Source organism: Microbacterium sufflavum (assembly GCF_023101165.1).
GTDB lineage: Bacteria > Actinomycetota > Actinomycetes > Actinomycetales > Microbacteriaceae > Microbacterium > Microbacterium sufflavum.
Genome location: NZ_CP078076.1, coordinates 383,370 through 398,185, shown reverse-complemented (window position 1 = coordinate 398,185; position 14,816 = coordinate 383,370). Strand labels below are relative to the sequence as shown.

At 70.7% G+C, this 14,816-nt stretch carries 11 protein-coding genes; 8 read left to right on the top strand and 3 right to left on the bottom strand.

Annotation, left to right across the window (positions count from 1 at the left end):
* Nucleotides 1-6 precede the first annotated feature (6 nt).
* Together KV394_RS02050 and KV394_RS02045 are read left to right on the top strand one after the other, a co-directional pair.
* On the top strand, nucleotides 7-468 hold the full coding sequence (locus KV394_RS02050; RefSeq protein ID WP_247982172.1) for an SRPBCC domain-containing protein: 462 nt from the start codon (nucleotides 7-9) through the stop codon (nucleotides 466-468).
* Between the two features lie 91 nt (nucleotides 469-559).
* Nucleotides 560-3,277 carry a glycoside hydrolase family 97 catalytic domain-containing protein gene (locus tag KV394_RS02045; RefSeq protein WP_247982171.1) on the top strand — a complete coding sequence of 906 codons (2,718 nt, stop codon included), beginning with the start codon at nucleotides 560-562 and terminating at the stop codon, nucleotides 3,275-3,277.
* 52 nt (nucleotides 3,278-3,329) lie between these two features.
* Here the strand turns inward: KV394_RS02045 and KV394_RS02040 are convergent, their stop codons facing one another.
* Entirely contained in the window at nucleotides 3,330-5,468 is a 2,139-nt protein-coding gene (locus KV394_RS02040; protein ID WP_247982170.1) for an alpha-galactosidase, read from the bottom strand.
* Between the two features lie 118 nt (nucleotides 5,469-5,586).
* Here KV394_RS02040 and KV394_RS02035 point away from each other — a divergent pair, with 118 nt between their 5' ends.
* The 6 genes from KV394_RS02035 to KV394_RS02010 are packed head-to-tail and all read left to right on the top strand — an operon-like array spanning nucleotide 5,587 to nucleotide 12,854.
* Nucleotides 5,587-8,022, top strand: a complete 2,436-nt coding sequence (locus KV394_RS02035; protein WP_247982169.1) for a glycoside hydrolase family 97 catalytic domain-containing protein — start codon at nucleotides 5,587-5,589, stop codon at nucleotides 8,020-8,022.
* Nucleotides 8,023-8,066: 44 nt separating this feature from the next.
* Entirely contained in the window at nucleotides 8,067-9,320 is a 1,254-nt protein-coding gene (locus KV394_RS02030; protein ID WP_247982168.1) for an ABC transporter substrate-binding protein, read from the top strand.
* Nucleotides 9,317-10,255 carry a carbohydrate ABC transporter permease gene (locus tag KV394_RS02025; RefSeq protein ID WP_247982167.1) on the top strand — a complete coding sequence of 313 codons (939 nt, stop codon included), beginning with the start codon at nucleotides 9,317-9,319 and terminating at the stop codon, nucleotides 10,253-10,255. The genes KV394_RS02030 and KV394_RS02025 overlap by 4 nt, the downstream gene beginning before the upstream one ends.
* A complete protein-coding gene (locus KV394_RS02020; protein ID WP_247982166.1) occupies nucleotides 10,248-11,135 on the top strand; it encodes a carbohydrate ABC transporter permease in 888 nt (295 codons plus the stop codon). The genes KV394_RS02025 and KV394_RS02020 overlap by 8 nt, the downstream gene beginning before the upstream one ends.
* A gap of 3 nt (nucleotides 11,136-11,138) precedes the next feature.
* The gene (locus KV394_RS02015) at nucleotides 11,139-12,296 is read left to right on the top strand and encodes an ROK family protein (protein WP_247982165.1); all 1,158 of its coding nucleotides are present in this window, start codon (nucleotides 11,139-11,141) and stop codon (nucleotides 12,294-12,296) included.
* Nucleotides 12,297-12,326: 30 nt separating this feature from the next.
* Nucleotides 12,327-12,854 carry a hypothetical protein gene (locus KV394_RS02010; RefSeq protein ID WP_136034750.1) on the top strand — a complete coding sequence of 176 codons (528 nt, stop codon included), beginning with the start codon at nucleotides 12,327-12,329 and terminating at the stop codon, nucleotides 12,852-12,854.
* 36 nt (nucleotides 12,855-12,890) lie between these two features.
* Here KV394_RS02010 and KV394_RS02005 read toward each other — a convergent pair whose 3' ends face one another.
* Both KV394_RS02005 and KV394_RS02000 read right to left on the bottom strand, forming a co-directional pair.
* Nucleotides 12,891-13,850, bottom strand: coding sequence for a carbohydrate ABC transporter permease (locus KV394_RS02005; protein ID WP_407665451.1), 960 nt, complete (start codon nucleotides 13,848-13,850; stop codon nucleotides 12,891-12,893).
* A complete protein-coding gene (locus KV394_RS02000; protein WP_205812595.1) occupies nucleotides 13,847-14,812 on the bottom strand; it encodes a carbohydrate ABC transporter permease in 966 nt (321 codons plus the stop codon). The genes KV394_RS02005 and KV394_RS02000 overlap by 4 nt, the downstream gene beginning before the upstream one ends.
* Between the last annotated feature and the right edge of the window lie 4 nt (nucleotides 14,813-14,816).

Here is a 14,816-nt window from a genome sequence, read left to right as displayed (position 1 = left end):
ACCGCGATGACGACGGAGCACCGGCTCGCACACTCCGGATTCGCCCTCACCCGCGACTACCCCGCGCCGCTCGACCGGGTGTGGGCCGCCTTCGCGGACGAGGACCAGAAACGCGGATGGTGGGGCGACGCGGACGCCATCGAAGAGCGGGAGTGGGCGTTCGACTTCCGCGTCGGCGGGCGCGACGTCCACGAGGGGCGGTTCCACGACGGACCCGTGTCGCGGTACGTGGCCACCTACACCGACATCGTCGACCGGGTGCGGATCGTCACCGCGTACGACATGTGGCTGGACGGGGAGCACATGTCGACCTCGGTCGCGTCCCTGGAGTTCGAGGCGGTCGACCTCGGCACGCGCTTCACCCACACCGAGCACGGGGTCTTCCTCGACCGCTTCTGGGACGACGGACCAGGGCGCGAGGCCGGGACGCGCGGGCTCCTCGACGCGCTCGGCTCCTTCCTCGCCTGAGCCCCCGCTCCTTCGGCGACTTTCTTGACGGCGTAACTTTACGGTGTCAATATAGTCGCGCCACCGCGACGACGCGGGGGCGGAAGGAGCCATGATGGCGAAACTCCAGAGGACGTCGCTGGCCACGGTGGCCGCGCTGGTCCTGTCCATGGGGGTGCTCGCGTCGGCCTCACCGGCGCTCGCGTCCACCGATCACACCGTCACGTCGCCCGATGGGCAGACGTCGCTCACGGTGCGGCACGAGAACGACGGATCGCTGTCGTACTCGGTCGTGCAGGGCGGCCTCGCCGTGATCGACAGCTCGAAGATGGGCGTCGTCACGGCCGCGGTCGACCTGTCGACCAGCCTCACGTTCGGCACCGAGACGACCACCCCCGTCGTGCAGAACTACTCCCTCGTGGAGCACTTCGACGGCCCGATCTCGTCGTCGGCGAACCAGATGACGCTCACGTTCACCCGCGGATCCGCGCAGCTCGCGGTCGTGGTGCGCGCCCAGAACGACGGCGTCGCGTTCCGCTACCAGGTGTCGGGCGTGGGATCGACCACCATCACCCGCGAGGCGACGACCTTCGCCCTCCCCGCGAACACCGGGCTGTGGGCGAGCGACTACCGGTCGGCGAGGGACTATGAAGACGCCTACCCCTACGTATCCGCCATGTCGATGGGGTCGCGTCACTTCGCGATGCCGACGCTCGCCAGCCTGTCGAACAACGCCAAATGGGCGCTGATCTCCGAGGCCGCGGTGTACGTGAACCCCACCTACCCGGCCGTCCGGCTCGACGCGCAGGGCAACAACAACCGCACGCTGAAGGTGCAGCTCCCCGGCCCGGACAGCAACGTGTTCGACACGTCCACCGCCGGCACCCAGGTCGCGACCACCGGCTCCTTCACCACGCCGTGGCGCGCGATCGCCGTCAGCTCCTCGCTCGACGCCATCGTCAACACCTCCCTCATCACCGATCTCAACCCGGCACCCGCCGCGGGCACCGACACGTCGTGGATCCGTCCGGGCAAGGCGCTGTGGTCGTGGTGGTCGAACGAGGAGAAGGCCTCGGAGGGCGACGACATGTTGCGCTCGCAGAAGGAGTACATCGACACCGCCGAGCAGCTGGGCATGCAGTTCGTGACGGTGGACTGCTGCTACAACGACGGCGACGGCTCGATCGAGCAGCTCGTCGCCTACGGCAAGAAGCGTGACATCGGCGTGTTCATCTGGAAGAACAAGGGCGACTACGTCAACAGCGACGGCAGCTACTACACGCAGGCGCAGCTCGACACCGCGATGCAGGCGATCGCGAACCGCGGGGTCGCCGGGGTCAAGATCGACTTCATGCAGTCCGACCGGCTGGAGACCATGGCCCTGTACGACCGGATCGCGAAGGCGGCGATGAAGGCGAAGGTGCTCGTCAACTTCCACGGCAGCACGAAGCCCGCGGGGGAGAACCGCACCTATCCGAACCTCATCACCTCGGAGGCCGTGCTCGGCAGCGAGCAGTACAAGTACGGTCGGCCGCCGACGGGCACCGACACGGCGACGTACCCGTTCACCCGCAACCCGATCGGCGGCATGGACATGACGCCCGTGATCTTCTCCAACTCGAACCTGCTCACCACCCACGCGCACCAGCTCGCGCAGAGCGTGCTGTTCAGCTCGGCCATGCAGCACTTCGCCGACTCGGCCGCCGCGTACGAGACCTGGGTGGGGCGGCACGTGCTGAGTGCGGTTCCGACCGTGTGGGACGAGAGCCGACTGATCGAGGGGTTCCCGGGCGACTACGCGACCATCGCGCGGCGGACGGGATCGGACTGGTTCATCGGCTCGGTGTCCGACACGGCGCGCACCACGAACATCCCGCTCACGTTCCTGGGCTCCGGCTCGTACACCGCCACCCTGTTCAAGGACGGCGCGACCGACCGGCAGATCGTGACCGAGACACGCACCGTGACGTCGAGCTCGACCCTGGCGATCCCGGTGCGCGCGAACGGCGGCCTGACGGTGCAGATCAGCGCGACGCCGCTGCCCTTCGCCGGTACCGGTGACCGTGTGCTGGAGGCCGAGGCGAGCGGCAACACGCTCGCGGGCGGCGCCAGCGTCGCCGCATGCCCAGGCTGCTCCGGCGGCTCGAAGGTCGGCAGCCTCGGCAACGGTGCCACCGTGCGCTTCAACGGCGTCCAGGCCGCCACGGCGGGGACGTACGTGCTGCGGGTGGGCTACCTGGCCGAGGACCCGCGCTCGTTCACGGTCTCCGTCAACGGCGGGGCCGCGCAGACCGTCAGCCCGCCGCGCTCCGGCAAGGGCAACGCGGGCAACCCGAGCGGCTGGGACATCGTGCGCGACGTCGAGGTGCCCGTGACCCTCGCTGCCGGCGCCAACACGATCACGATCGGCGGCAGCAGCTACGCCCCCGACATCGACCGCATCATCGTGCTGCGCTCCTACGAGGCGGAGGCGACCGGCAACACCCGCACCGGCACCGCGGCCGTCGTGGCGTGCACCGGACCGGAGTGCTCCGGGCAGAAGGTCGGCGACCTCTACGGCGCGTCTACCCTCGCCTTCACCGGGGTGCAGGCGCAGCAGGCGGGATCGACCACCGTGCACATCCGGTATGCGGCCGCCACGGCGCGGTCGGTGCAGGTCAGGGTGAACGGGGGAGCGCCGATCACGGTCGCGTTCCCGGTCACCGCCGACTGGAACGACATCAGCACGCAGACCGTGCACCTGCCGCTCGCGGCAGGGGCGAACACCATCACGTTCGACGCGGCCGGGGGCTACGCGCCCGACATCGACCGCATCATCGTGCGGCAGTAGCGGACACACAGGAGGGGCGGCGCGGATCGACCGCGCCGCCCCTCTTCCGTGCTCAGTCCGCGGGGGTCGCGGTGAGGTGCAGCAGCATCGCCTGCCCGGGATTGAGCACCGGCAGCGGCAGGCCCTGCGCGAGCACGGCTCCCGTGAACGTCAGCTCGGGCGCGGCTTCCACCCACGCCGGGTCGGCGACCTGGTGACGGCTGGCCGCGCCCACCTCCTCCCGGATCCGCACGCGGTAGTGCTGTGCGGGATCGAGCCCGGGGATCGGCACGCGCGGACTGTGCGCTGTCGCGCTCGTCGCCGTCCGCACCCACGCGAACACCGCCTCGGTCTGCGCGGTGTCGACCACCCCGTGCAGCAGGGCGCCGTCGTCCACCTCATCGCCGCGCACGGTGGTGCCGCCGTGCAGCAGGCCGCGCAGCTCGCGGTACAGCGCCGTCCACGCGGCGACCTGCGCCTTCTCCTCCGCGGTGATGCGGGTGAGGTCCCACTCCAGCCCGGCGTGACCGAAGAGCGCCGTGATGGCCCGGAACGAGAAGTCCGCGTGACGGTGGGTCGTGTGCGACTCGGTCGGACCGACGTGCGCGCCGATCAGCTCGGGCGGGAGGAGCGTCTGCGTCCAGCGCTGGATCGCCTGCCGCTCGACCGGGTCGTTGCAGTCGGAGGCCCACACGCGGTCGGTCACGCGGAGGATGCCGAGGTCGGCCCGCGCCCCTCCGCTCGCGCACGACTCGATCTCCAGGTGCGGATGGCGACGGCGCAGCTCCTCGAACACCCGGTACACGCCGAGGGTGTGCGCGTGCACCCTCCGGTCGCCGCGTGCACCGGTGGCGGCGTGGAGGTCGCGGTTGTGGTCCCACTTGAGGAAGTCCGCCGTGGAGGAGTGCACGACCTCGTCGAGGCGTTCCACGAGGTACGCCACGACCTCGTCCTGCGAGAGGTCGAGGACGAACTGGTGCCGCGACTCGAGCTGCGGGTCCTCCCCGAGGATCCAGTCGGGGTGAGCGCGCGCGAGGTCGGAGTCGGGGTTGACCATCTCGGGCTCGACCCAGAGGCCGAACTGCATGCCGAGGCCGTGCACCTGGTCGGCGAGGGGCCGCAGTCCCTCCGGCCACACGGTCTCGTCGACGTACCAGTCGCCCAGTCCGGCGGTGTCGTCGCGGCGGCCGCGGAACCACCCGTCGTCGAGCACGAACCGCTCGACGCCCACCTCCGCCGCGACCCTGGCGAGCTCGCCGAGCGTGTCGAAATCGTGGTCGAAGTACACCGCCTCCCACGTGTTGAGCAGCAGCGGGCGCGGCGACCGCGGGTGGGTCGGCCGCGCGCGGAGAGAGTCGTGGAAGCGCGCGGTGAGCCCGTCGAGCCCGCGGTCGCTCCACGCGAACACGGCCGTGGGGGAGTAGTACGACTCGCCGGGACCGAGCCCGGCCTCGCCCGCGTCGAGCAGCTCGCCGGCGCCGAGCACGCTGCTGTGCACCCCGGCGCCCTCGGGCAGTCGCTCCACGAGCACCTCCTGGTTGCCGCTCCAGGCCAGATGCGCGGCCCACACCTCTCCGCTGCGGAACCGGAATCCGCGCGTGCCCGTCGCGGTGAGGAGCGCGGAGTCGTGCCCCGGCCGCCCGCGTCGGGAGGAGCGCAGCCAGGTGCCGTCGCGCAGCTCGGACCGCTGCGGGTGGTGCTCGTGCGTCCAGCGGCCGGTGAAGTCGAGCAGCTCCTGCGCGCGCGCCGGAAGGGGCAGCAGCACGCGGGCCGCCGCGACGTCGATCCAGCGGTCGGAGGTGAGGTTGTCGATGCGGATGTCGGCGTGAAGAAGGCCCGCGGTATCGAGGCGGTAGGCGAAGGCCGCGTCGACCGAGGAGCTCTCGTCGCGGAGCGTGAAGACGACGCCGTCGGCATCGTGCTCGACGCGGTGGAGCTCGAAGCGCTCGATCACGACGTCGTCGTCGTGCACGTCGAGCGCGGGGGTGCCCGACCAGCCGAACGCCCGGGAGGCGGCGATCGAGAACGAGCGGGGCAGGTCGAGAGAGCTGTTCATGGCCGCGGGAGCGGTGCTGGCGAGGAGGCCGTCGAGCTCCTCGTCGCGGAGGACGGCCCCCCAGTGCGCGACGGACGGGAGCCCGAAAACGTCGAACGCGAAGACGATGCTCGTCCCGGAGCGGGAGAGGTGGGCGTACTCCGGCGTGACCGTCACCCCGTCCCGGACTTTCTGTTCATCGTGAAGTTTCATACTTGACGTCATGAATTAATCATGCGTATCCTCGACACAACCCGCAACCCGAACTTTTCCGAACGACAACGGAGTCCGTGCCTTGAGCCACGCCACCCCCGCCACCGCCGTCGAGATCTCCACCGGCCGACGCCGCGCCGTCCTCGCGATCGCCGACGGCCGTCCCGCCCTGGAGCTCCTGCTCGACGAGGCGCCGCTCGCCTTCATCGCCCTCGGGGTCGACGTGGACGGTGCCGACCTCGCCGCAGGGACCGCGATCGTCGGCAGCGACGACCGCGAGGTGCGCGAGGAGTGGGACGCCGCGCTCGGCAAGGCCACCGGGCCGCGCGCCGCCGTGCACCGCGAGACCACCGTCACGCTGCGCAGCGGCACGCTGACCTGGGCCGTGGTGGTGCGGGTGAGCGACGACGGCTTCGCCTTCCGCTACGTGCTCCCCGCCACCGCGGCCTCGCTCGGCGCCGAGCACACCCGCATCGATGCGGGCGACCACGGCCGCGCCTGGGTGCTCGAGTACCAGACCTGGTACGAGACACCGCGGTTCGGCAGCGACCTGCGCGACCTCGCCGCCGGGTCGTACGGCTTCCCCGTGCTGGTGGAGTGCGACCCGCAGCGGTTCCTGCTGCTGAGCGAGTCCGACATCGACGGTCGCAGCTCCGGCGCGCACGTCGACTGGGACGGCACCGTGTTCCACGTGACCACGGCGGACGACCGCATCGAGGTCGAGCCAGGACACCGCACGCCGTGGCGCGTGATCGTCGCCGGCACGCTCGCCGAGGTCGTCGCCACCGAGCTGATCGACGCGCTCGCCCCCGCCGCGCAGCCCGGCGCACTGCGGCCGCGGCCCGGGCGCGCCGCCTGGTCGTGGTGGTCGAGCCAGTACTCCGGCGCCTACCTCGACGTGCAGAAGCGCTTCACCGACTTCGCCGCGGAGCAGGGCTGGGAGCACGTGCTCGTGGACTGCGGGTGGGATGCCGCCTGGGTGCCCGAGCTGGTGTCGTACGCGAGCGCCCGCGGCATCCAGGTGCACCTGTGGAGTGCGTGGAGCGACCTCGACGGCGCGGAGGCCCTGCGCTCCCTCGCGCTGTGGCGGTCGTGGGGCGTCGCCGGCATCAAGGTCGACTTCATGGAGTCGGAGTCGCAGGAGCGCTACCGCTGGTACGACGCGATCATCGCCGAGAGCGCCCGCGTCGGACTCGTCGTCAACTTCCACGGATCGGTCATCCCGCGCGGCTGGGCCAGGACCCACCCGCACGTCGTCAGCTACGAGGGCATCCGCGGTGCCGAGTACTACGTGTTCTACGGGCACCCGCTCACCGCCGCGCACAACGTGATCCAGCCGTTCACGCGCAACGTGGTGGGCTCGATGGACTACACCCCCGTCACCTTCAGCGCCCCGGAGCGGGAGACCACCGACGCCCACGAGCTCGCGCTCGGCGTGGTGTACGAGAGCGGCATCACCCACTTCGCCGACGACCCCGACCAGTACCGCTCCCGTCCGCTCGCCGCCGCGTTCCTCGCCGAACTGCCCGCGACCTGGGACGAGGTGCGTCTGCTCGACGGTCACCCCGACACGCACGCGGTCGTGGCGCGGCGCAGCGGCGACCGCTGGTTCATCGGCGGCATCGGTGCGCACACCTCCGACGCGGTCGTCGAGCTCGACCCCGCAGCACTCGTCGGGGGCCCGGCCGCGGTGTGGGCGATCGGCGACGTCGACGGCGCCCTGACCGAACTCGCAGCCCCCGAGCCCGGAACCCGGATGCGCGTCCCGCTCGCGCCGCGCGGCGGTTTCGTCGCGGTCGTCGCCCCCGCCGCCGCTCCCGTGCGCCGGGCGGTCCAGCGGGCCGAGCTCCCCCGGCCGACCGTCGCCGAGAGCCTGATCGTGCTGCGCGGGACCGAGGTCACTGTGGGCACCGACGCGGCCGCCGTGCGCACGCCCCCCGGGTGGACAGCCGACCGCGGCGCCGACGGCGAGTGGATCGTCGCGCCGCTGCACCGTCCTGACCAGGGCGACGTGGCCGTGCTCACCCTGGAGAACCCCGGCCACGACGGCGTCCCCGTCGTGTCGCACGTGCGGGTGCTCACCCCGTTCGACGGCGGCGTGCATGACGTGTCTCGGCTGCCGTTCGTGTCCGCGCGCAACGCCGTGGGACCGGTCGAGCGCGGGCGCGCCAACGGCGGCGGCGACCCCAGGGACGGCGGCCCGCTGCAGGTGCGCGGCGTGTCGTACCCCGACGGGCTCGGCGTCTCACAGGACTCCGAGATCACGATCGCCGTGGCCGGATCCGCCACGCGCTTCACGGGCTCCGTCGCCGTGGACGACGAGACCCCCGACACCGCGGCCGTCGCCGAGATCCTCGTCGACGGAGTGACCGCCGCCCGGCTCACGCCGAGCGCCACGACCGCACCGCTGCCGTTCGACATCGACGTCACCGGAGCGTCGCTGCTGACGCTGCGCACGTCGCCCGACTCGGCCGACGAGACGCACGTCGACTGGCTGACGCTGCGGCTGAGCGAATGACTCCTGGCATCGTGGCCAGGCTGACCAAGAGGAGGACCACTCACATGCGCAGATGGACTGCTGGCGGGGTAGCGGCGGTCGCCGCCCTCGCTCTGCTCACCGGATGTTCGAGCACCGGGACGGGCGGTGACGACGCCGGGGGCGACGTCACCCTCACCTACGGGGTGTGGAGCCAGGACGAGACGATGCAGGCGCTCGTCGACGCCTTCGAGAAGGAGAACCCGGGCATCACGGTCGACCTCCAGGTCAACCCGTGGACCGAGTACTGGACCAAGCTGCAGGTCGGAGCTCAGGGCGGCACCGCCCCCGACGCGTTCTGGATGCTGGGCGACCGGTTCCAGGTGTACGCCGCGAACGACCAGCTCCTGCCGCTGGGTGATGCGATCGAGGACGCGGGGGTCGACCTCGGCGTCTACCCCGAGGCCCTGGTCGACCTGTTCACCTACGATGACGAGCTGTACGGCCTGCCGAAGGACTTCGACACCGTCGGCCTCTGGTACAACAAGACGCTGTTCGACGCCGCCGGGGTCGCCTACCCGACCGACCAGTGGACCTGGGACGACGTCTCCGCCGCCGCGGCGCAGCTCACCGACCCGGCCGCTGGCGTGTACGGCATCGCCGCGCCGCTCAACCGGCAGGAGGGCTTCTACAACACGGTCGCGCAGGCCGGCGGTCACATCATCGACGACGGGAAGTCCGGCTACGACGACCCGAAGACGCAGGAGGGCCTGCGCTTCTGGACCGACCTGCAGAAGGCGGGGGTCTCGCCCACGCTCGAACAGTTCGCCGACACTGAGGCCGTCGCCCAGTTCGAGAACGGCTCCGTCGCGATGTACTACGGCGGCTCGTTCTACGCGCAGCGGTTCTACGAGAACGCCGACCTGCGCGCCGCGGTCGACGTGACCGTGCTGCCGCAGGGAGCCGAGCGGGCGACCGTGATCAACGGCATCCAGAACGTCGGCTTCGCCGGTACGAAGCACCCCGAGGAGCTGAAGAAGTTCCTGCTCTTCCTCGGTGGCAAGGAGGCAGCGGAGATCCAGGCCGCGACCGGCGCGGTCATCCCCGCATACGAGGGGACGCAGCAGGCCTGGGTCGACTCGATGCCCGAGTTCAACGTCCAGGCGTTCATCGACCAGGTTCCCGACGGCGTCGTCTACCCGGTCTCGGCCGACACCGCGGCGTGGAACGCGCTCGAAGACGAGTACCTCCCCGCCGCCTGGAACGGCACCGAACCGGTGGAGGACGTGGCCGACCGGCTCGCGACCGCCATGAACGACGTGCTCGCGAAGGAACGATGACCTCTCACACGACAGGGCGGAGCGCCGCGGGGCGCTCCGCCCGCACGACCATCGCCCGCCGGCGCGCGCGCGTCTCCGGGCTGCCCGGGCTCGCGTTCATCGCACCGGCGCTCGTCGGTCTGCTCGCGCTGTACATCCTCCCGCTGCTGACCACGGTGTACCTCAGCTTCACCGAGACGAAGCCGTTCGGCGGCGAGACTTTCACGGGCATCGACAACTACGCGGCCCTGGTCGCCGACCCGCAGTTCTGGAACGCGCTGCGCAACAGCGCGATCTACACCGCGATCGTGCTGCTCGGCATCCCGATCAGCATCGTGATCGCCACGCTCATCCACGCCGTCCGCCGCGGCAAGAACGTCTACCGGGTGCTCTTCTTCCTCCCCATCGTCACGCTCCCGGTCGCGGTCGGCATGGTCTGGCGCTACATCTTCAACGGCGAGTTCGGCCTGCTCAACCAGGCGCTCGGGGTGGTCGGCATCGACGGGCCGAGCTGGGTCGCCGACCCGAGCGTCGCGATCTTCGCGGTCTCGATCGTCGGCATCTGGATGAGCCTGGGCACGAGCATCATCATCCTCGGGGCCGGACTCCAGGGCGTGCCGCCCGAGCTGCTGGAGGCATCGGCGCTCGACGGCGCAGGACCGGTCCGACAGTTCTTCGCGGTGACGCTGCCGCTGCTGTCGCCCAGCATCTTCTTCGTCTCGGTGCTCTCGGTCATCTCGTCGCTGCAGATGTTCGACCTCATCTACGTGATGCTGATCCGCGGGTCGCAGGCCGAGACCGCCTCGCAGACCATCGTCTACTACTTCTTCCAGCAGACCTTCGTGCGCTTCGACCGCGGCTACGGCTCGGCGATCGCGATCGTGCTGCTGCTGCTCATCATGCTGGTCACGGCCGTGCAGTTCCGGCTGCAGCGGAAGGCGGTGTTCTATGGCTGACACGGCCACGCTCGTCCTCGCCGACCCCGAGGTGCAGCGCCCGCCCGCGCCCCGGGTGCGCGCTCGCCGCCGGTCGCAGTGGCCGCTGCACCTGATCCTGGGGGTGTGCGCGGCCGTGATGGTGTTCCCGTTCGCGTGGCAGATCCTCACCGCGTTCAAGACCGTGTCGGAGTCGCGCGCCGTGCCGCCCGTGTTCCTCCCCGACGAGCTCGACTTCGGCGCCTTCGAGCGCTTCTTCGCCACCGTCCCGTTCGGGAGCATGCTCGGGGTGTCGGCCCTCGCCCTGATCCTCCGGGTCGCGGGACAGCTGGTGGTCTGCACGCTCGCGGCCTACGGTTTCGCACGGTTCCGCTTCCCCGGCCGCGACGTGCTGTTCGTGCTGTTCCTGGTGATGCTCATGGCGCCCAGCCAGCTGTTCCTCATCGCCCAGTTCGACCTGATGAAGACGCTCGGCCTGCTCAACACGGTGCCCGCGATCGCGATCCCCGGCGTGTTCTCGGCGTTCGGCACGTTCCTGCTGCGGCAGGCGTTCCTCGCGCTCCCCGCCGACTACGAGGAGGCCGCGCGCCTGGACGGCGCCAACGCCCTCCAGATCTTCTGGCGCATCATGCTGCCGATGGTGGGGCCGACGGTCGCGGCCCTCGCGGTGCTCACGTCGCTGTACTCGTGGAACGACCTGCTCTGGCCCCTGATCGTCACGTCGTCCCCGGACACGATGACCCTGCCTGTCGGTCTGGCGAACCTTCAGGGGCAGTATGGAACCGACTACCCCACACTCATGGCGGGGTCGTTGGTGGCGTCGCTCCCGCTCGTCGTGATATTCATCGCACTGCAACGGCAGTTCTTCGCCGGAATCGCCTCGAGCGGACTGAAAGGCTGAAACGTGAATCGCATACCGGTCTCCTCGCCCGCCTCCGTCACGGTGTTCCGGCGCATCCTCACCCACGGACCGATCGGCCGCGTGGACATCTCCCGCGCCACCGGCCTCTCCCAGGCCGCGGTGACGAAGGCCGTCACGCCGCTCATCACCGCCGGTTTCGTGGTGGAAGACGACGAGCTGCGCTCCACCCCGGTGGTCGGCCGCCCGATCAGCCCGCTCGCCGTGGCGCGCGACCGTGCGCACATCATCGGGATCAAGATCACCGCCGAGCGCACCTACGGCGTGCTGACCGATCTCGCGGCGAACGTGCTCGCGCGCACCGAGGAGCACAACGCGAGCACCGCGGTCGACGATGTGATCGCCGCGGCGACGAGCGTCGTCGACCGGCTCCGCGATTCCTCGCCCACCCCGATCGACGGACTGGGCGTCGCGGTGTCCGGCGATGTCGACCGCGAGGGCGGCATGGTGCGCGACTCCCCGCTGCTCGGGTGGAAGGGGGTCGCGCTCGCCGAGGCGCTGGAGACGGCCACCGGCATCCCGGCCCTGCTCGAGAACGACGTGCGGGCGCTCACGGTCACCGAACTGCTGTTCGGGTCGGCGCGCGACGCCAGCTCGTTCGCGGTCATCACGATCGGCACGGGCATCGGTTGCGGCATCTACCTGCACGGCAAGGTGGTGGAGGGCGCGCACGGGGTCGCCGGCGAGATCGGTCACCTGCCGCTCGGTCCGCGCGACGCGGTGTGCAGCTGCGGCCGCCGCGGCTGCGTGGAGGCGGTCGCGTCGACCCCGGCCGTGCTCGAGCTCGTGCGTGCGGGGCACGACGACCCGTCCATCACGACGGAGGACGCGTTCGCCCTCGCGCATGACGGAGACCCGGTGGCGCGCCGCGCGTTCGAGCAGGCGGGGGAGGTGATCGGCTCCGCCCTGGCCGCGCTCGTCAACCTGGTCGGACCGGAGACCGTGGTGATCGCCGGGGAGAACGTGACGGAGTACGACCTGTACGCCAACGCCCTCCGCACCGCCTTCTCGGAGCACGCCTTCGGCGCCGCGAGCGAGTGCGACATCCAGTTGCGCCCGCACCGGTTCGACGACTGGGCGAGGGGAGCCGCCGCGTGCGTGATCGAGGTGATCGCCGGAGGTCTGGCCACCCAGGCCGCCTGAACGCCGTCCCGTGTTGGTAGCATCCCGCACATGAGCTCGCCGGAACCCGCCCCCTCTCGGCCGCCGCGCGACGAGGCCGTCGAGCGGGCCGCGCTCAAGGAACGCGTGTACGCCACCTTCACCGGGCTCGCCATCGTGCTCGTGCAGAACGCGAACGCGGAGCACACCAGCGCCGCGCGGGCCACGGTCACCCTGCTGGTCGGCATCGTGGCGATCGCCCTCGCCGGGTTCGCGGCCGACCTGATCGCGCACCTCGCGACCCACGGCCGCTTCCCGCGCGGGGCCGAGCTGACGGAGCTGCTCCGGCTCACCGGCACCGCCATCGGCTCTGCCGCGATCCCGCTGCTCGTCCTGCTGGCGGCGGTGCTCGACTGGATCGAGCTGCAGACCGCGCTCACCATCGCGTCGGTGGTGTACCTGGCGATCCTGGGAGTCATCGGCTACGTCGCGGTCCGCCGCACGGGCCTGAGCGGGTGGAAGCAGCTGATCGCGATGGGGATCCTCGTGGGGCTCGGCGCTCTCGTCGTGGTCGTGCAGCAGCTCGCACACGGCCACTGAGCGACGGTCGCGGCGCCGGCCCCGTCGGGGGCGCGGTCAGCCCTTGACCGCGCCGCCCAGTCCCGCCGAGCGCAGGAACACCGACTGGAACAGCAGGAACATCGCGATCGGGATGAGCGTCGCGATCGCGAGGGCCGCGAGGAACACGTCGAGCTCGGTCTGCGACTGCACCGCCGGGAGCCGCACCGACAGCGGCTGCACCGCGGGGTCGGGCAGCACCAGCATCGGCCACAGGTAGTCCTTCCACGCCGCGATGATCGCGAACACCGACACCACGCCGAGGATGGGCTTCGACATCGGCAGCACGATCGACCAGAACAGCCGGAACGGCCCGGCGCCGTCGGTGCGTGCCGCCTCGAACACCTCGCGCGGCAGCGAGTCGAAGAAGCGCTTCACCAGCAGGATGTTGAACGCGTTCGCCCCCATCGGCAGCCACACCGCGAGGTAGTTGTTGAGCAGGTTCACGTCGCCGGGCAGCGGCGGGTTCACGATCGTCAGGTACAGCGGCACCAGCAGCACGATCCCGGGGATGAACAGCGTCGCCAGCACGAGCGCGTTCAGGATCGGCGCGTAGCGGGGTCGCAGCACCGACAGTGCGTACCCGGCCGTGGTCGCGACGAACAGCTGCACGAACCACGCGCCGAGCGCGATCACCACCGTGTTCAGGAAGTACTGGTCGATGTGGATGTCGTTCCACGCGGTCTCCAGGTTCGCCCAGTCGATGCCGTTCGGCCACAGCGCGAACGGCTGCTGCAGGGTGTCCTGGGTGGGGGTCACGGCGGACTTCGCGAGCCACAGGATCGGCCCGAGACCGGCCACCACGAGACCCACCGCGAGGAACACGTGCGTGAGGGTGAGGCCGACGCGGATGCCGGGGCGCCGACGCTCGGAGGCGGAGATCACGGTGCGGTCGCCCACGGCGTCGGCGGCTCGGGCGGCCGCTCGTTCCGCGGCGCGGGAGGATAGGCGGGTGGTGAGGCGGGCGGTGAGGCTCACGTCGTGCTCCAGCGGTCGGTCAGTCGGAAGTAGAGCCAGGACAGGACGGCCAGCACGATCGCCAGCAGCACCGAGACCGCTGTGGCCTCGCCGTAGTCGCCGCCCAGGCTGTTCCGGAACGCCTTGTCGTAGATGTAGAGGAGCACGGTCTTGGTCGCGCCCGCCGGCCCGCCGCCCGTGAACAGGAACGGCTCGAGGAACACCTGCGCGGTGGCGATCACCTGCAGGATCAGCATGATGAAGAGGATGCCGCGCAGCTGCGGCAGCGTGACGTGCCACACCTTCTTCGCGATGCCGGCACCGTCGACCTCTGCCGCGTCGTACAGCTCAGGCGGCACGCCGAGCAGCGCGGCCAGGTAGATGATGATCGATCCGCCGGCCCCGGCCCAGGTGGCCTCCAGCACGAGAGACGGCATCGCCTGCACCGCGTCCTGGATCCACGGCTGCGGCGGGATGCCCACCCACCCGAGCACGGTGTTGAACACGCCGGACGGGTCGGCGCTGTAGAAGAACTTCCACAGCAGCACCGCGACGACGGGCGGGATCACGACAGGGAGGTAGGCGAGGGCGGAGTAGATGCCCTTGCCGCGGCGCACCTCGCTCATCAGCACCGCCATCAGCAGCGGCAGCGGGAAGCCGAACAGCAGCGCGAGCACCGCGAACCAGAGCGTGTTGAGCACGGCGCGCCCGAGCTCCGGGTCGCCGATCACCGCGAGGTAGTTGTCGAACCCGACCCACTCGGAGACGATCAGGTTCGTCTTCTGCAGGCTCATGATCACGGACTGCACGATCGGCGACCACGAGAAGAACACGAACACGAACAGCATCGGCAGCACGAACACGAGGTTCGCGAGCCCGCCGCCGCGCAGCCACGTGAGCGGCGAGCGGCGACGGGTCGGGCGCACAGCGGGCGGCGGAGGGGTGTCCGCCGCCGCCCGCTGCTCGGGGAGCGTCATCGTCATGGAG

Excerpts from the sequence above, each read along its gene's own strand:
- KV394_RS02025 (WP_247982167.1), top strand. The coding sequence starts at position 9,317 with ATGACCTCTCACACGACAGGGCGGAGCGCCGCGGGGCGCTCCGCCCGC.
- KV394_RS02030 (WP_247982168.1), top strand. The coding sequence starts at position 8,067 with ATGCGCAGATGGACTGCTGGCGGGGTAGCGGCGGTCGCCGCCCTCGCT.
- KV394_RS02020 (WP_247982166.1), top strand. The coding sequence starts at position 10,248 with ATGGCTGACACGGCCACGCTCGTCCTCGCCGACCCCGAGGTGCAGCGC.
- KV394_RS02050 (WP_247982172.1), top strand. The coding sequence starts at position 7 with ATGACGACGGAGCACCGGCTCGCACACTCCGGATTCGCCCTCACCCGC.
- KV394_RS02045 (WP_247982171.1), top strand. The coding sequence starts at position 560 with ATGATGGCGAAACTCCAGAGGACGTCGCTGGCCACGGTGGCCGCGCTG.
- KV394_RS02010 (WP_136034750.1), top strand. The coding sequence starts at position 12,327 with ATGAGCTCGCCGGAACCCGCCCCCTCTCGGCCGCCGCGCGACGAGGCC.
- KV394_RS02000 (WP_205812595.1), bottom strand. The coding sequence starts at position 14,812 with ATGACGATGACGCTCCCCGAGCAGCGGGCGGCGGCGGACACCCCTCCG.